The sequence below is a fragment of the Nocardia sp. NPDC047648 genome, assembly GCF_040642815.1.
Classification (GTDB): domain Bacteria; phylum Actinomycetota; class Actinomycetes; order Mycobacteriales; family Mycobacteriaceae; genus Nocardia; species Nocardia gamkensis.
The window spans coordinates 86,896-102,673 of sequence record NZ_JBEYSX010000012.1 but is presented as its reverse complement, the minus strand read 5'-3'; the positions used below and the strand labels follow the sequence as shown (position 1 = coordinate 102,673).

At 70.0% G+C, this 15,778-nt stretch carries 17 protein-coding genes; 11 read left to right on the top strand and 6 right to left on the bottom strand.

What is annotated here, in order from left to right:
- Positions 1-5: 5 nt before the first annotated feature.
- From ABZ803_RS24215 to ABZ803_RS24200, 4 genes are read left to right on the top strand one after another with little or no spacing between them, the layout of a single operon-like run.
- Positions 6-1,097 carry an amidohydrolase family protein gene (locus ABZ803_RS24215; protein ID WP_357042287.1) on the top strand — a complete coding sequence of 364 codons (1,092 nt, stop codon included), beginning with the start codon at positions 6-8 and terminating at the stop codon, positions 1,095-1,097.
- Between the two features lie 21 nt (positions 1,098-1,118).
- Positions 1,119-2,264 carry an amidohydrolase family protein gene (locus ABZ803_RS24210; protein WP_357042284.1) on the top strand — a complete coding sequence of 382 codons (1,146 nt, stop codon included), beginning with the start codon at positions 1,119-1,121 and terminating at the stop codon, positions 2,262-2,264.
- Positions 2,265-2,657, top strand: coding sequence for a Rieske (2Fe-2S) protein (locus tag ABZ803_RS24205; protein ID WP_357042281.1), 393 nt, complete (start codon positions 2,265-2,267; stop codon positions 2,655-2,657).
- 35 nt (positions 2,658-2,692) lie between these two features.
- Positions 2,693-3,559 carry an alpha/beta hydrolase gene (locus tag ABZ803_RS24200; RefSeq protein ID WP_357042707.1) on the top strand — a complete coding sequence of 289 codons (867 nt, stop codon included), beginning with the start codon at positions 2,693-2,695 and terminating at the stop codon, positions 3,557-3,559.
- A gap of 41 nt (positions 3,560-3,600) precedes the next feature.
- Here ABZ803_RS24200 and ABZ803_RS24195 read toward each other — a convergent pair whose 3' ends face one another.
- Positions 3,601-4,074 (bottom strand): hypothetical protein, encoded by a 474-nt coding sequence (locus ABZ803_RS24195; protein WP_357042278.1) that lies wholly within the window; start codon positions 4,072-4,074, stop codon positions 3,601-3,603.
- Positions 4,075-4,146: 72 nt separating this feature from the next.
- Here ABZ803_RS24195 and ABZ803_RS24190 point away from each other — a divergent pair, with 72 nt between their 5' ends.
- The 3 genes from ABZ803_RS24190 to ABZ803_RS24180 all read left to right on the top strand — a co-directional run bounded on the left by ABZ803_RS24190 (position 4,147) and on the right by ABZ803_RS24180 (position 6,083).
- Entirely contained in the window at positions 4,147-5,451 is a 1,305-nt protein-coding gene (locus ABZ803_RS24190) for an NADH-ubiquinone oxidoreductase-F iron-sulfur binding region domain-containing protein (protein WP_357042276.1), read from the top strand.
- Positions 5,448-5,720 (top strand): ferredoxin, encoded by a 273-nt coding sequence (locus ABZ803_RS24185; protein WP_357042273.1) that lies wholly within the window; start codon positions 5,448-5,450, stop codon positions 5,718-5,720. The genes ABZ803_RS24190 and ABZ803_RS24185 overlap by 4 nt, the downstream gene beginning before the upstream one ends.
- 171 nt (positions 5,721-5,891) lie before the next feature.
- Entirely contained in the window at positions 5,892-6,083 is a 192-nt protein-coding gene (locus tag ABZ803_RS24180; protein WP_357042704.1) for a ferredoxin, read from the top strand.
- A 114-nt stretch (positions 6,084-6,197) separates the two neighbouring features.
- On the opposite strand, the gene ABZ803_RS24175 is transcribed toward ABZ803_RS24180, so the two are convergent.
- Both ABZ803_RS24175 and ABZ803_RS24170 read right to left on the bottom strand, forming a co-directional pair.
- The gene (locus ABZ803_RS24175) at positions 6,198-7,373 is read right to left on the bottom strand and encodes an acyl-CoA dehydrogenase family protein (RefSeq protein ID WP_357042270.1); all 1,176 of its coding nucleotides are present in this window, start codon (positions 7,371-7,373) and stop codon (positions 6,198-6,200) included.
- Positions 7,354-8,349 (bottom strand): acyl-CoA dehydrogenase family protein, encoded by a 996-nt coding sequence (locus ABZ803_RS24170; protein ID WP_357042267.1) that lies wholly within the window; start codon positions 8,347-8,349, stop codon positions 7,354-7,356. Before ABZ803_RS24170 ends, ABZ803_RS24175 begins: the two co-directional genes overlap by 20 nt.
- A 204-nt stretch (positions 8,350-8,553) precedes the next feature.
- Here ABZ803_RS24170 and ABZ803_RS24165 point away from each other — a divergent pair, with 204 nt between their 5' ends.
- The gene (locus tag ABZ803_RS24165; RefSeq protein ID WP_357042264.1) at positions 8,554-9,216 is read left to right on the top strand and encodes a TetR/AcrR family transcriptional regulator; all 663 of its coding nucleotides are present in this window, start codon (positions 8,554-8,556) and stop codon (positions 9,214-9,216) included.
- Between the two features lie 89 nt (positions 9,217-9,305).
- Positions 9,306-10,940, top strand: a complete 1,635-nt coding sequence (locus tag ABZ803_RS24160) for an FAD-dependent oxidoreductase (protein ID WP_357042261.1) — start codon at positions 9,306-9,308, stop codon at positions 10,938-10,940.
- Positions 10,941-10,982: 42 nt separating this feature from the next.
- On the opposite strand, the gene ABZ803_RS24155 is transcribed toward ABZ803_RS24160, so the two are convergent.
- The 3 genes from ABZ803_RS24155 to ABZ803_RS24145 form a co-directional block, all read right to left on the bottom strand.
- Positions 10,983-11,330 (bottom strand): hypothetical protein, encoded by a 348-nt coding sequence (locus ABZ803_RS24155; protein WP_357042259.1) that lies wholly within the window; start codon positions 11,328-11,330, stop codon positions 10,983-10,985.
- A gap of 73 nt (positions 11,331-11,403) precedes the next feature.
- On the bottom strand, positions 11,404-11,706 hold the full coding sequence (locus ABZ803_RS24150) for a hypothetical protein (RefSeq protein ID WP_062972136.1): 303 nt from the start codon (positions 11,704-11,706) through the stop codon (positions 11,404-11,406).
- 22 nt (positions 11,707-11,728) lie between these two features.
- Entirely contained in the window at positions 11,729-13,249 is a 1,521-nt protein-coding gene (locus ABZ803_RS24145) for a fatty acid--CoA ligase family protein (protein WP_357042256.1), read from the bottom strand.
- Positions 13,250-13,389: 140 nt separating this feature from the next.
- Between ABZ803_RS24145 and ABZ803_RS24140 the strand changes: the two genes are divergently transcribed.
- Together ABZ803_RS24140 and ABZ803_RS24135 are read left to right on the top strand one after the other, a co-directional pair.
- Complete coding sequence (locus ABZ803_RS24140; RefSeq protein ID WP_357042253.1) at positions 13,390-14,361, top strand: enoyl-CoA hydratase/isomerase family protein; 972 nt, start codon at positions 13,390-13,392, stop codon at positions 14,359-14,361.
- Positions 14,358-15,629, top strand: a complete 1,272-nt coding sequence (locus ABZ803_RS24135; protein ID WP_357042250.1) for a CoA transferase — start codon at positions 14,358-14,360, stop codon at positions 15,627-15,629. The genes ABZ803_RS24140 and ABZ803_RS24135 overlap by 4 nt, the downstream gene beginning before the upstream one ends.
- The last annotated feature ends 149 nt before the right edge of the window (positions 15,630-15,778 follow it).

Here is a 15,778-nt window from a genome sequence, read left to right as displayed (position 1 = left end):
ATTGGATGATCACACTTTCCGACGGCACCGGCACGCCCGTCATCGACGCCAGCGTGCACATCTTCTTCGCCTCGAACGACGATATGCGCGGCTTCCTGCGCGAGCCGTACAAGAGCCGCGGCATCCCGGATGCCGAACTGGACTGGTACGGCGCCCCCGGCGGGGAGTACGCCGAGGGAACCAGGGGACCCTCCCGCGGGTATCCGGGTTCCGATCCGGACGTGGTCGGCGAGCACCTGTTCGAGACGCGCGGCGTGGACGTCGCGATCCTGCATCCCATGACCCGGGGCATCCTGCCCGACCGGCACCTGACCACGGCGATGCTGTCGGCGCACAACGAGATGATGGTGCGGCGGTGGCTGGATTCCGGGGCGTACGCGTCCCGCTATCGCGGCACCATCCGGGTGAACCCCGAGGACATCCCCGGCGCGCTGCGCGAGATCCGCAGGTGGGCGGACCATCCCGGCGTGGTTCAGCTCGGTGTCCCGTTGCAGTCGCGCGAACTGTACGGCAAGCCGCAGTTCTGGCCGTTGTGGGAGGCGGCGGCCGAAGCCGGGCTGCCGGTGGCCGCGCACATCGAGACCGGCGAGAGCATCGCCTTCCCGCCCACGCCGTCGGGGCACACCCGCACCTACGAGCAGTACCTCGGGTTCATGTCGCTGAACTACGTCTACCACCTGATGAACATGATCGCCGAAGGAGTGTTCGAGCGGCTGCCTCGGTTGCGGTTCGTCTGGGCCGACGGCGCGGCCGATCTGCTCACCCCCTTCACCTGGCGGATGGACACCTTCGGCAGGCCACACCTGGAGCAGACGCCCTGGGCGCCACGGATGCCCAGCGACTACCTGCCCGGTCACGTCTTCTTCGTCCACGGCAGCCTCGACGGACCGGGCGATACCGAATGGGCCTCCGAATGGCTCGGTTTCACCGGCAAGGAGGACATGGTGATGTTCGGGTCCAGTTATCCGCACTGGCACTGCGCGAATGTCGATGTGCTGCCGTCCACGCTCACCACCCAGCAGCACGAAAAGATCTGCTGGCGCAACGCCGCCCAGCTCTACGGGATCGATGTCCCGGCCGGGCTGGTCACCGAGTAGTCGCGAACAAGGGAGACGACCATGACGCTGTCCCACCAGCAGCACCGCGCCCCGGCGCCCGATCAGGTCGCCGTCCGGGTTGTCGACTCGGACGTGCACCCCGTGCCACGGCGCCGGGAACTCGTGGAGTACATCCCGGAGCCGTATCGCAGCTCGTACTTTCTCAGCCACCGGGTCGGCGAGACGATCATCTACGACGCCCCCGACTACGCGCATTCCTTCGCGATGCGGGTGGACACCTTTCCCGCCGACGGCGAATTCCCCGGCAGCGACCCGGAACTGGCCTTCCGGCAGTTGATCGTGGAAGCCGGCTCGGACATCGCGATCCTCGAGCCAACGGTCAAGGCCACCCGCCTTCCCGAGGCCACCCAGGCGCTGGCGACCGGAGTCAACCACTGGCTGGCCAACCACTGGCTGGACCCGCAGAACAATTGGCACCAGCGGTGGCGCGGCTCGATCTGCGCGGCGATCGACGACCCGCAGGGCGCGGTTCGCGAGATCGAGCACTGGGCCGGGCACCCGTACATGGCGCAGATCCTCATCAAGGCCGAACCACGCCCGGCCTGGGGCGATCCGAGGTACGACCCGATCTGGGCGGCGGCAACCAAGCACGATCTGGTGGTCAGCTGCCATCTCGGCCGCGGCGCCTACGAGACGATGCCCATGCCGCCGGTCGGATTCCCCAGCTACAACCACGATTTCATGGTCACCTACTCGTTGCTGGCGGCGAACCAGATCATGAGCCTGATCTTCGACGGGGTGTTCGACCGGTTCCCGACGCTGCGAATCGTGTTCGTGGAGCATGCCTTCACCTGGATCCTGCCCCTGATGTGGCGGATGGACGCGATCTACGCGGCGCGCAAGTCCTGGACCGGAATTCGGCGCAAGCCTTCGGAATACGTCAAACAGCACATCAGATTCACCACCCAGCCGCTGGACTATCCCGAGGACAAGACCGAACTCACCCGGGCGTTCGAATGGATGGAGGCGGACAAGATCCTGCTGTACTCCTCTGACTACCCGCACTGGACCTTCGACGACCCCCGCTGGCTGGTCAAACACCTCCCGGCATACGCCCGCGACCGCGTGATGTACCGCAACGGCATCGAGACCTATCACCTTCCGGAGACGGTGCCCGCCATCGACGGCCAGAGGCGGGTGTTCTGAGTGCCGGACGAATCCGAACCGCCACGGCTGGCACAAGGGCGCGAGCACATCGTCGCGACCGTCGACGAGATCCCCCCGGGCTCGTCCAAGGTGGTGCCGATCGGCAGGCATGGTGTCGGCGTGTACAACGTCGACGGGACCTTCTACGCCATCGCGAACTACTGTCCGCACGAAGGCGGCCCGCTGTGCGCGGGCCGCGCCCGCGGACGCACTGTCGTCGACGAGTCCGTTCCCGGTGACGCGGTCATGGTGCGGGACAAGGAATACATCTACTGCCCCTGGCACCAGTGGGGTTTCGAACTGGCGACCGGCACCACCGCGGTGAAACCCGAGTGGAGCATCCGCACCTATCCCGTCCGGATCGTCGGCGACGACGTCGTGGTCATGGCCTGAGGCGCCGCATGAACAGCGAAATCGGCGCCGCCGGCGTGTCCTCGGTGGAGATCAACGGCGGCAAGGTGGTGTACGAGGTCCTCGGTGACCGCGGCGAACTCGTCGTCCTGACGCCGGGCGGCCGGTTCGGCATGGACGTGCCGGGGTTACGCCCGCTGGCCGAAGCCATCGTCGCCGGCGGCTACAGGGTGCTGCTGTGGGACCGCCCCAATTGCGGCGGCTCCGATGTGCAGTTCTACGGGCAGACGGAGTCGCACATGCGGGCGCGGACGCTCGACGGCCTGCTCGCCGCGCTGGGCGCGGGCCCGTGCGTGCTCGCGGGCGGATCCGGCGGCGCCCGCGACTCGATGCTCACGGCCATGCTCTACCCCGACCGGGTGCGCAAACTGGTGCTCTGGAACATCGTGGGCGGCATCTACGGGGTGTTCAACCTGGGCGCGTATTACGTGCTGCCCAGCCTGCAGGTCGTGCGCGGAAGCGGTGTCGCGGGCTTGCCGCGGCTGCGGGAGTGGCGCGAGCGCATCGCCGCGAACCCCGCCAACGAGCAACGCCTGCTGAATCTGGACCGCGACGAGTTCGTGAAACTGTCGTTGCGCTGGCTGGGCGCCTATGTCCCGAAACCGGGACAGACGATCCCCGGCGTGGACGACGAGATGTTCGACCGCATCCGCGTCCCCACGTTGATCATCCGTGGCGGGGCGGGGGATCTCGATCATCCCAAACGCACGTCACTCGAGGTGAGCTGCCTGATCGAGGGCTCGACGCTGATCGATCCACCGTGGCCGGAGGATGCCTGGGAGCGCGCGATCGAGGAACGCGCCGCCGGGAAGGCCGGCCACTACAACATGTTCGACACCTGGGTGCTCGCCGCGCCCGCGATCCTGAAGTTCCTGGACGGCTGATGGCCGGGCCCCCATCGTTGCCCGGCGCCCGCCAGCCCCGTTCACCGGGTGAGGATCCGTACCTCGCAGTTCAACGATGCCTCCAGGGCGGTGTGGATCCGGCTCTCCGGCACCCGTTCCAGGTCGGACTCGAGCAGCGTCACCGACACCACGTCGAAGCCGTCGGCGTCCGGCGCCCGGGTGATCTCACCGGTCACGCCGAAACCGGCGAGGACGCCGTGGGCGTCGTCGTCGGTCCCTCGGCTGACGAAGGTCACCACACCCGCCACCGGGGCGGTGCCGAACGCCGCGGCGCACACCCGCACCGCCTCGCCCATCGCGGCGTCGGGATCGTCTGTCTCGACCAGCAATCGGACTTCACGTCCTCCCGCGGGCCGCGCCGCCGGATCGTCGTCCATGAGCTGGGCCGGAATCGAGGCGGCGTTGGCGCGCAGCTGCGCCGACCCGTCGGCCATCCGCGCCGCGCTGAGCTGCCCGGCCGGGTCGACATCGATACGCAGCACCGCGGTTCTCATGGCCGAAAGCGTAACCGCCGCAGCCGGGCGACGGGGCGTCCCTCGCTCGGAATCCAGCCAGAAGAGGTTGCCATGCAAGAAACTGTCGAGCCGGTCGCGGGGCTCACCGTGGCCCCCGCGCCCGGCTGCGTGCCGCGCCTGCTGCGGATGAGCGACAGCGCCGAAGATCTCGCCGCGTACCGGGAGGCCGGAGGCTACCTGCCGCTCGGCTCGGTCGAGGCGGTGCTCGAAGAGGTGCGGCGCAGCGGACTGCTCGGCCGTGGCGGCGCGGCATTCCCGATCGCGATCAAACTCGCCGGCGTCCGGGACGCCGGGCGGTGCGGGCGCGAGACCGTGGTCGTGGCCAACGGCGAGGAGGGCGAACCCGCCTCCGTCAAGGACAAGTGGCTGATGCGTCACCGCCCGCACCTGGTGCTGGACGGAGTGCGCCTGGCAGCGGCCATCGTCGGCGCGCGTCGCGCCTACGTCTATGTCTCGGATCCGGAGTCCGCGCGCTGTATCGACGCCGCGCTGTCCGAACTCGACGCCGCCGGAATCGGCGCAGTCGCCATCGAATTGGTCACCGTCGACCCGGCCTATGTCGCCGGGGAGGAGACCGCGGCGATCCGGGCGATCAACGGCGGCCCCGCCAAGCCCTCCGACAAGCCACCCCGCCCGTTCGAACAAGGGGTCGACGGGCTGCCGACGATGGTCGGCAATGTGGAGACCCTGGCGCACCTGCCGTTCATCCAGAGGCACGGCGCCGCCGCGTTCCGTGCGGTGGGCACCGAGCATTCCCCGGGTACCTTCCTGGCCACCGTCACGGGAGGCGGGCGGCCGCCCGCACTGTACGAACTGCCGCACGGCATGAGATTCACCGATGTCCTCGCCCTGCACGGTGTGCCGTCCGAGCGCGTGCGCGGCGCACTGATGGGCGGCTATTTCGCGGGCATGCTCGACCGCGCGGTGCTGACGGCCACCCTGGACCACGAGTCGATCCGAGCCCTCGGCAGCGGGCTCGGGTGCGGGGCGATCTCGGTGCTCACCGACGAGTGCCCCGTCGCCGTGGCCGCGGCGGTGCTGAGCTACTTCGACCGCGAGAACGCGGGTCAGTGCGGGTCATGCTTCAACGGGACCGCCGCGATGGCGGCGGCGGCCACCGCGCTGCGGGACGGGCAGGCCACCGCCGCGGACATCGAACGATTGCGGCGATGGTCGGTGGTGCTGCGCGGCCGCGGCGCGTGCGGAACCCTCGACGGCGCGGCCAACGCGGCGGCCACACTGCTGGCGCGGTTCGGCGCCGAGGTCAGCGCGCATCTCGACGGCCGGTGCCCCCTCTGCGCCCGCGGTGTCCGGGTGGCCGAGCGGCCCTTCGACGTGGACGGGGTGGCCCGATGAGGATTCGACTCGACCGCACGCTGTGTGACGGATTCGGCCTGTGCGCCAAGCACGCGCCCGCGCACTTCTCGCTCGACGACTGGGGCTACGCCTCGCTGGAGGGGACCGGTGTCGTGGCCGCGGCCGACCAGGACGCGGTGCTGCGCGCGCTGCTGGATTGCCCCGTGCACGCCATCATCGCGATGCCCGAACCAGAAACCCCCGCTCTCCCAACGGTTTCGACGTCGATTCCGGCGGCCGATGGAACGGGTCAGGAGCCGCTTCGATGAACGAGCACGGCAAGCGTGGCGGCGCACATCGGCACACCGCGGCGGCGATCCGCCGGGCAGACCAGCAGCCGCTTCGATGAGCGAGCACGGCAAGCGGGCGGCGCACACCGCAACCACGGCATCGGCGGCTCGCACGTCGGGCCGGTCACACTGCGAGACGAAGGCGGCGCGATGAGGATCCAGGTCGATTACCGGGCCTGCGAGAGCAACGGCATCTGCATGGGCATCATCCCCGAGGTGTTCGAACTGGACGACAAAGATCAACTGCACGTTCTGCGGCCGGAGGTGACCCCGGACGTCGAATCCCCCGTGCGTGACGCGGTGGCGCAATGCCCGCGCGCCGCCATCTCGCTCATCGAGTGATCCGGGCGACCGGCCGGCACCCGACCGCCCGCCGGTCGATTCGAAACGCGCGGGTGCGCAACGGGTTCACCGGTCGGTGGTCGAGGCGTGTGCCGATGCCGACCGGCGGGCCCGTCACTGCCGGGGCAGGCCGAGGATCCGCTCGGCGATGATGTTGCGCTGGATCTCCGAGGTGCCGCCCGCGATGGTGCCCGCGAAACTGCGCACGAACCGCTCGAACCAGCCCGGCGCGGTCTCTTCCAGGTTGAACACGCTGTGCCGCGCGGTGACATCGGGATGCGGCAGACCGTTCGGCCCCGCGGCCGCCAGGGCGTGTTCGGCACCGCGTTGCACCGCTTCGGATCCCAGCAATTTGAGCACCGAGAGCGCGGCCCCGTCGTCTTCGCCGCGGGCGGCCTTGGCCAGCGCGTCGGATCCGAGCAGGCGCAGCGCGTGCGCGTCGAGCACGAGACCGGCGTAGCGATCGGCGGCCACGGCCGTGTCCGGCCGGAAGTCGGCCAGCAGGCCGTCCAGCCGGTCGGCGAAACTGAGCCACAGCAGGGTGCGCTCGTGCGTGAGCGATCCGTTGGCCACCCGCCAGCCCTTGTTCAGCTCGCCGACCAGGTTCTCGGCGGGCACCTCCACCTCGGTGAAGAACACCTCGTTGAAATCCAGGTCGTCCGGATCGCACACCGAGGCGAACGGACGGCAGCGCACTCCGGGCAGATCGGTCGGAACGAGCAGGGCCGAGATGCCCCGGTGTTTCGGCGCGTCGGGATCGGTCCGCACGAACGCGAGCACGACGTCGGCATCGTGCGCGCCCGAAGTCCAGATCTTGTGCCCGTCCACGACGAACCGGTCACCGCGCAGGACCGCCCTGGTACGCAGGCCGGCCAGATCCGAGCCCGCCTCCGGCTCGCTCATCCCGAGCGAGGCGGTGAGGTCGCCGCGCAGGATCGGCACCGCCCAGCGCCGCTGCTGCTCCGGCGTCCCGAAGGTGATCAGCGAGGCGGCGACGATACCCACGCCCTGCGGATTGAAGTTCTCGTAGATGCCGCGCCGGGCCAGTTCCTCGCGATGCACGTACTGCTGGAGAATTCCCGCGTCGCGGCCGCCGAACTCCCGCGGGTAGCCCGGCACCAGCCAGCCGTGCTCGAACAGCAACCGCTGCCACTGCCGCGCCCAGTCGGGGACATGGGAGGTCGATCGCGCGCGTTCGCCCGCTGCGGCCTGCGGCGGCAGATGCCGGTCGAGGAATTCGACGAACTCGGCCCGGAACGCTTCCACATCGTCATCGAAGCTCAGCTGCACGGTACTCCCTCGCGATCGTGGCGCGATGCTCGTCGGCGCCGCCGAGGAGCAGTTCCCCGGCCTTGGCCCGCTTCAGCGCGAACTGCACATCGTTTTCCCAGGTGTAGCCCATGGCGCCGAAGAGCTGCAGGCCGTGCCGGAAGACCACCGCCTGGCACTCGCCCGCGGCCGCCTTGGCCATGACGGCGGCCAGATGTCTGCGCGGATCGCCCGCGGAGAGGGTCAGCGCGGCCCAATAGGTCAGCGCGCGCGCACGCTGTACGGCGACGTGCATGTCGGCGGCTTTGTGCGCGACCGCTTGGAACGCGCCGATCGGCTTCCCGAACTGGCGGCGCACGCCGACATGCTCGACGACCAGGTCCAGCACCCGCTGACACGCTCCCACCATGGTGGCCGCCAGGCCGGTGAGCGCGACCTCCCTGGCGTGCCGCACATCGCGGTCGAGCCGGTCGCCCGCGTCGACGCGTACCTGTTCCAGCGTCACCTGGGCGACGTGCAGCAGCGGGTCGAAGACCGTGATCCGGCGCGCGGCGACTCGATCCGCGGAAAGTACGAACACCCCGGCCGGGGTAGCGACCGCCACCCGTTCGGCCCGGTCGCCGTCGAGCACCTGGGCGGTGCCGTTCAGGATCCACGTCGCCCCGTCGCGGTGCGCCGAGATGCCGTCGAACACCGCGGTTCCCGCCGTCGCGGGGTCGGGCTCACCGGTCAGGGGCGCGTAGTGGGTCATCGTGGCCAGGTACGGGGTCGGATCGGTGGCTCGCCCCAGCTCTTCCAGCACGATCGTCAGCTCGACCGTGTCACCCGGGTCGGTCAGCGAGGTCCACCCCTGGTCGCGATAGACCTTCCACAGGGGCCCGGCATCCGCGCCACGATCGGCGATGTCCCTGATCAGCGCGGTGGGACAGTGCCGAGCGAGCACCTCGCGCACGGTGTCCTGCCACAAACGCTGATCGGAGTCGAACTCCAGCAACATCCGATCGTCCTCCTCGACGACTGTCCGGGAAACCAGTTCCCTCGCATCGTATTGAGAATATGGTTCTTCATTCAAGATAATAGTAGTTTCACTTCTCGAATGATAAGTGCCGGAGGCGAAGAATGAGGGTTCCGAACGGGTATCATGCCGTGATGCGTGATTCGCGGCGAGTGCGGGCGAGTCGGCGCGCGGGACGCGGCGACCATGACTGACGTGGAGGGGCGGCGCGAGCCCGCCTGGAAGCAGCGCGCGGTGGAGCGGTCGCTGCGGACAGCGAAGCTGCGGGCCGGGCAGCGAGTGCAACGGTTCCTGGACGCGGCGCAGGCGATCATCACCGAGAAGGGCAGTACGGATTTCACCGTTCAGGAGGTCGTCGACCGGTCGCGGCAGTCGTTGCGCAGCTTCTATCTACAGTTCGACGGCAAGCACGAACTGCTGCTCGCACTCTACGAGGACGCGTTGGGCCGCACCGTGGAGCAGATCCGGGCGGCCACCATCAACAGCGGCGAACCACTGGACCGATTGCGGACGGCGGTGGAGCTGCTGTTCCAGTTGTGCCGGCCGGATCCGGACGCGCGGCGGCCGCTGTTCACCGAGTTCTCACCGCAGCTGCTCAGCTCCCATCCCACCGAGGTCAGGATGGCGCATGCGTCGCTGTTCGCCCTGTTCACCGAGCTGATGACGGACGCGCAGACGGCGGGAAGGCTCACCGCCGCCGCCAATCCGCGCCGACTCGCCGCGATGATCATGCATACGGTGATGTTCACCTCGCAGCCGGCGAACGCGGATCCCGACGCGAAACCGCTCACCCCCGAGGAGGTCTGGACCTTCTGCGCCCACGGCATCACAGGCCGCCGCACGCCCTGATTGAGAATGCTATTCTCGTTCACAGGTAACTCTCCTTACACTTCCGGTGGACCGTGGCGGTTCGCGCCCTACTTCGAGGAGGTCAGCCGGTGGCTTACGTCATCACCCAGAACTGCTGCAAAGACGCCAGTTGCGTGGCGGCATGCCCGGTCGACTGCATACGCCCCACCGAGGGGGCCGACGCGCCTGGCACCCAGATGCTGTTCATCGATCCGGAGACCTGCATCGATTGCGGCGCCTGTGTCGATGAGTGCCCGGTCGACGCGATCTACTCCGAATACGACCTTCCGCCCGAATTGGAACGGTTCAGGGAGATCAACGCGGCGTACTTCCGCCGCCACCCCTTGGAGCCGGGGGTGATCGAGCCGCCGAGCACACGGGCGCCGATCGCTCAGGGCACGCTGCGCGTGGCGGTGGTCGGCGCGGGGCCCGCGGCCTGCTACGCCGCGGCCGAACTGCTCGAGGGCGGCGTCGAGGTCGACCTCTTCGAGCGGCTGCCGACGCCTTTCGGCCTGATCCGGGCCGGAGTGGCGCCCGACCACCAGCGCACGAAGTCGGTGGTGCGCATCTTCGATGCCGCCTTCGCCGACAATCGCTTCGCCTGCCATCTCAATGTGGAGATCGGACGGACGCTGACCCATGCCGATCTGCTCGCCCACCACCACGCGGTGATCTACGCGGTCGGCGCCTCCGCGAGCCGCGATCTCGGCATCCCCGGCGAGCGCCTGCCCGGCCACCACGCGGCCGCCGATTTCGTCGGCTGGTACAACGGCCACCCCGACCATGCCGCGCACCGATTCGACCTGTCGTCGCGCCGGGCGGTGATCGTAGGAAACGGGAACGTCGCACTGGACGTGGCCCGGGTACTGCTGATGCCCCCGGAGCACCTCGCCGCCACCGATATCGCCGAATACGCCTCGGAAGCCCTGGCGCACAGCCGCATCGAGGAGGTCGTCGTCCTCGGTCGCCGGGGTCCGCGCGACGCCGCGTTCTCGGTGGGCGAGTTCCACGCGCTCGGACATCTCACCGGTGTCGACGTGATCATCGAGGGCGGCGACCTCGCCGCGCACCCGGACGACGACGTGGAGACGGCGCTCAAATTGGAGATCGCGCGCGAATTCGCCGCGCGCCCGGCCACTTCCGGCAACAAGCGGATCGTGTTCCGGTTCCTCACCTCGCCGGTCGAGATCGTCGGCGGCGAACGGGTGGAGCGCGTGCGCACCGTCCGCAACCACATCACCGCCGGGGGAGCGTTCGTCGCGGCCTCCCCCCACGGCGACACCGACTCGATCGAGACCGCTCTGGTGCTGCGGTCGATCGGCTACACGGGAAGTCCGGTCGACGGCCTGCCGTACGACGCGCGCACCGGCACCGTGCCCAACGAGCGGGGCCGTGTCGTCGACGGCGCCGGCGCCGCGCTGCCCGGCGTCTACGTCACCGGATGGATCAAACGCGGGCCGCGCGGTGTGATCGGCACCAACCGCGGTTGCGCCGCGGAAACCGTCGCGGCGCTGCTGGCCGACTTCCACAGCGGAGCCCTGTCCCGGGAGGTGGCCGACCGGGCGGGTTTGCGCGCACGGCTGGCCGAGCGGGGCGCCGACGCGGTCGGCTGGCCGGGTTGGCGTGCCATCGATGCCGCGGAGCGCGAGCGGGGCGTCGCGGCCGCTCGGCCCCGGGTCAAGTTCTTCTCCGTCGAGGAGATGCTGGCGGTGGCACGGCGATGAGTCACCGGGGGCGGCGCCTTCGACGCGCCCCCGGTGGATCCGTCAGTCCGCCGCGTGCCCGTCGCCGCGGGCGCGCCACACCGACACGGCGAGCGTCGACGCATCCAGCGCCTTGCTGAGCCGGATCTCCCCGTTGGCCGCCCGGGCCAGGAACGCTTGCACGACCGCGTCCGGATCGTCGCTCAGCTCGTACACCGCCAGATACCGGTGCGCGGGCGCCGCGCCGTTTCCGCCGGGCAGGGCGGCGGGCACGATCTCGAACCGTTGTCCGCTCGACACGCCCGGCACGTCGACTACCTCGGCGAGATGCTGATTGTCGTACCACTCGTTGAACGCATCGTCCTGGCCCTCCACGGCATTGGAGAACACCAGCATCTTCGATTCCGCCACGTTTCGCGTCCTTCCGCTTCGCCTTCACACCGGCCACGCACCGGAGCCGTGAGGCTGTGAGAACCCGGTCAGGTCAGTCGCTGGCCGGGAGGGGCTTTGCTTCCTTCAGAGCCAAGGGTGTGGCGCCTACGCTGAGCGTGCCGATCCCGGCCTTCGTCACGAGGATCTCCGCGCCGGAATCGTCGACGTAGCGCTTGCCCATCAGATTGCCGTCGGTGCAACCCGCGGCGGGCTCGGCGCCCGCAGGGCGTTCGGCGCCGATCGGGATCATCGGAACGCCCCCGGCGCGAAGGTCGGCGAGACTGTCCGCCGCCTTCACCACGATCACCTCGGTGTCGCACACCTGGCTGCGCAGGCGAGTGCCGTTCTTGACCATTGTCATCCTTTCCTGACGGTGACTACGTATTGACGGCGACATCCGCCGCGGGCTGCGGGCCGTACTCGTCGACGAGTGCGCGGCGCAACACCTTCCCGGTCGGTGTCGCGGGCAGCGAATCCCGGAAGACGACCCGGTCGGGCGTGCGGGAGCCGCGCAACCCGGCCCGGACGTAGTCGCGCAGTCGCTCCGGGTCCGGTGCGGCGCCGTCGGCGGGCACCACCACCGCCACGATGATCTGGCCCCACTGCGCGTCCTCCACGCCGATCACCGCCACCTCGCGCACCGCCGGGTGCTCCACCAGCACATCCTCGATCTCGGCGGGCGCGATGTTCTCGCCGCCGCGGATGATCGTGTCGTCGGAGCGGCCGCCGATGAACAGGTAACCGTCCGCGTCGAGCATCGCCACGTCCCTGGTCGGGAACCACCCTTCGTCGTCCAGCACCGAGCCGATCCCGGTGTACCGGCCGGACACCTGCGGCCCTCGGACGAACAGCTCCCCGGTCGCGCCGACGGGCAGCACCCGGCCGTGGTCGTCCCGGATCTGCACCTCGATGCCGGGCACCGGCTGCCCCACCGAGCCGAGCCGCCGCGCGAGGGCCGGGTCGGCGCAGCGGTGCGCCGCCCGGTGGTCCTCCGGTCCGAGCACCGCGATCGTGGAACTGGTCTCGGTCAGGCCGTAAGCGTTGACGAAACCCACTTCGGGCAGCAGGTCGAGTGCTTTGCGAACCAGCGGCAGCGCGACTTTGGATCCGCCGTAGGCGAGGGTGCGCAGGGTGGGCAACCTCGCCCCCGAGCGCTCCAATTCGGTCACGATGCGATCGAGCATGGTCGGCACCACAGTGGCGGTGGTGACCGACGCACCGGTGACCAGCTCGATCCACCGCGCCGCGTCGAAGTGGCGCAGGTACACCATCGTTCGGCCCGCGTACAGGTTGGACAGCGCCGCGCCGATACCTGCGATGTGGTAGGGCGGCACGCAGATCAGCGCCGTGTCCGCGGGTTCGGCCGAGTCGAATTCGACCGTCCCGGTGATGTAGCCGACCAGGTTGTTGTGCGAGAGCTCGACCGCCTTGGGCTTGGAGGTCGTCCCGGAGGTGAACAGCACGACGGCCACCTGATCCGGATCGGGCGGCTCGGCATCGGTGACCGGATCGGCGGCGGCCGCCGCCTCGACCAACGCGGACGAGCGCATGATCCTGGCGCCGGAGGCCGCGACGATGTCGTGGTACTCCTCGTCGCAGACCACCAGCGGATCCTCCAGCCGAGCGATCAGTTCGGCCAAGGAGTCGACGGCGAGCCGATAGTTCAAGGGCGTGAACGGAATTCCCGCGCCCGCCGATCCGAAGATCAACAACGGCAGCAGGTGTCCGCCGGTACCGACGTAGGCCACGCTCCGCGCGCCGGAGTTCGCGATCACCGCGGCCGCTCCCTGGACGCGCGCGCTCAGCTCGGACGTGGTCCAGCGCACCTCGTCGCACACCACCGCGAGCCGGTCCGGGTTGCTCGAGGCAGCCATGTCCAGCAAGAGCGAAACGCTCATTCCGCACCCTCCGCACGACGATATTGTCATTCTCGGAATCGGAGAATAGCATATTCACACTGGGCTGGAGGGCGGCCGAGGAGCCCTTTCGCGATCGCCACCGGCGACGATGCCGACGCACGAGGAAGGCCGAAGACTTCGTGTTCCGAGTGATCGAGGCGACCTCCGCACCGGACGCGGGAATCGACGCGGCGCCACCGGGAGTCGTCGTGGCGGTCGGCACGAACCCCACCGGGCCCGCGGCCGAGCACTGGCTGAACCACGCCAGTTTCACCCTGACCGAAGCGGAGAGCGACGATCCGCGGGTCGTCACCGTCGCTTCGGTCGAGCAGACCGTGGCCGAACTGCGCGAACGCTTCGAGCGCCGCCCCATCGCCGCCACGATCTGTGACGACGTCCTGCGCGCCGCGCAGACGACGGACGTGCGGACCGGCCTGCTCACCGAGTCGCTGGCGTATTCGACCCTGCAAGGCGGGCCGGAGTTCCGCACCTGGCTGCGCGAACGCGGACCGGCGGCGATCCCGCCGGAGGAGTCCGGCCCGCTGGAAGTCGTTCGCAGCGGCCACACGGTGACGATCCGTTTCGACCGGCCGCGGCGGCACAACGCGTTCGACAACCGCACCCGGGCCGCCCTGCTCGACGCACTCGCGATCGCCCGGCTCGACCCTTCGGTGCGGGTGGTCGAACTCGGCGGCAACGGTCCGTCGTTCTGTAGCGGCGGCGATCTCGCCGAGTTCGGCGCCTTCACCGACGTGGCCGACGCGTATCTGGCGCGCACCCGCCACAGCCCGGCGCTGGCGTTGCACGAGGTGACCGAACGCCTCGGCCGCGACTGCCGCGCCGTCGTCCACGGACGGGTCCTGGGCAGCGGATTGGAAATGGCCGCCGCCTGCGGCACCGTCGTCGCCGACCCCGGCACCGAATTCGGCCTGCCCGAACTGAGCCTGGGACTCCTCCCCGGGGCGGGCGGGACGGTGAGCGTCACCCGCCGCATCGGCCGCTGGCGGACCGGCTACCTGGTGCTCAGCGGCCGCACCATCCCGGCATCGACCGCGCTGGCGTGGGGGCTCGTGGACGCCGTCGCGCCGCATCGGCACACCCGACGATCGTGACCACCCTCTCCCCCGAGGCCGCGTGGGCGGCAGGCGGGCTGGCTCGGCTGACCGGGTTGCGCGACGGCCCAACCGATTTCACGCGCGCCGGGATTCTGTCCCTGGCCGACGCCGTCGCCGGCGGATTCACCGCGCGCACCGGGGTCCGTATCGACGTCCCCGTCGAACTGGGTGGGCGGGCCGCGCTGTCGGGAGCCTCGCGGCGCGGACGCGTTTCGGTGGGTGGCGCGAGCCGATTGCTCCCCACCCGGGACGGCTGGTGCGCGCTCACTTTGTCACGCACCGCCGACCTGGAGGCCATCCCGGCGTTGCTGGAGGCGGCGGCGCCGCCGGAAGACCCGTGGGCCGCGGTGGCGGCGTGGGCCGCGCAGCGCCCGTCGGCGGCGGTCACCGAGCGCGCGAGACTGCTGGACATTCCCGCCGCGACACTCGGCGAAGCAGACGCGGCGCCCCCACGCGTCCGCCCGCTGGGTGAGCGCAGCCACCCACGCCCCGTTGCCGAATGCCTGGTGGCCGACCTCACCTCGATGTGGGCGGGTCCACTGTGCGGCAGGTTGCTGGCCGCGGCGGGCGCCACGGTGGTCAAGGTCGAGAGCCCGCGGCGGCCCGACGGCCCACGCCACGGCTCGCCCGTGTTCTTCGACTGGATGAACGCCGGAAAGCTCTGTTACGCGGCGGATTTCGACGCCGACGGCGCGGCATTGCGGGAGCTGCTCGAGGTCTCGGACGTGGTGCTGGAGGGTTCCCGCCCGGCCGCCCTGATGCGCAGGGGGCTCGGTCCCGATCGCATCGCGCACCGCCCCGGCCGGGTATGGCTGCGCGTCACCGCCTACGGCACCGACGGCCAGGACGCCGACCGCCCCGGATTCGGGGACGACACCGCGGTGGCCGGTGGGCTGGTCGGCGTCGGCGATGCGGGCCCCGTCTTCTGCGCCGACGCGATCGCCGATCCGCTCACCGGGTTGGAGTCCGCACGCGCGGTCGCCGAGTCGCTCGCCCGCGGCGGAGGCGAGCTGATCGAGGTGTCCATGGCCGCCGTCGCCGCGACGTACGCGGCGATCCCACCGTGCCCCGCCGACGCGCCGTACGCCGCCCTCGCACCGACGCCGCCACCCCGCCCCGCTTCGCGCGCCTCCGCGCTCGGCGCGGACACCACGGCGGTCCGGCAGGTCGTCGCCGCGCGACGCTCACGCGAGGGCCGCGCGACGCTCACGCGAGGGCCGCGCGACGCTCACATGAGGGCCGCGCGACGCTCACATGAGGATTGATCCGCATGCGCGGACCGGTGCACTGACCGAAGACTGCGCAGCATCACCCACATCTGACGAAAACGCTATTTTCGCTATCTGATCCGCCTTGATTGGCAGCAACAGCAGCCGATCCCGGCTCGTACCCACATCGCTGTGATAACGTCATT

Bases quoted from the DNA above. Each gene is read 5' to 3' on its own strand.
- ABZ803_RS24215 (WP_357042287.1), top strand. From the start codon at position 6: ATGATCACACTTTCCGACGGCACCGGCACGCCCGTCATCGACGCCAGC.
- ABZ803_RS24210 (WP_357042284.1), top strand. From the start codon at position 1,119: ATGACGCTGTCCCACCAGCAGCACCGCGCCCCGGCGCCCGATCAGGTC.
- ABZ803_RS24195 (WP_357042278.1), bottom strand. From the start codon at position 4,074: ATGAGAACCGCGGTGCTGCGTATCGATGTCGACCCGGCCGGGCAGCTC.
- ABZ803_RS24190 (WP_357042276.1), top strand. From the start codon at position 4,147: ATGCAAGAAACTGTCGAGCCGGTCGCGGGGCTCACCGTGGCCCCCGCG.
- ABZ803_RS24185 (WP_357042273.1), top strand. From the start codon at position 5,448: ATGAGGATTCGACTCGACCGCACGCTGTGTGACGGATTCGGCCTGTGC.
- ABZ803_RS24180 (WP_357042704.1), top strand. From the start codon at position 5,892: ATGAGGATCCAGGTCGATTACCGGGCCTGCGAGAGCAACGGCATCTGC.
- ABZ803_RS24170 (WP_357042267.1), bottom strand. From the start codon at position 8,349: ATGTTGCTGGAGTTCGACTCCGATCAGCGTTTGTGGCAGGACACCGTG.
- ABZ803_RS24165 (WP_357042264.1), top strand. From the start codon at position 8,554: ATGACTGACGTGGAGGGGCGGCGCGAGCCCGCCTGGAAGCAGCGCGCG.
- ABZ803_RS24150 (WP_062972136.1), bottom strand. From the start codon at position 11,706: ATGGTCAAGAACGGCACTCGCCTGCGCAGCCAGGTGTGCGACACCGAG.
- ABZ803_RS24145 (WP_357042256.1), bottom strand. From the start codon at position 13,249: ATGAGCGTTTCGCTCTTGCTGGACATGGCTGCCTCGAGCAACCCGGAC.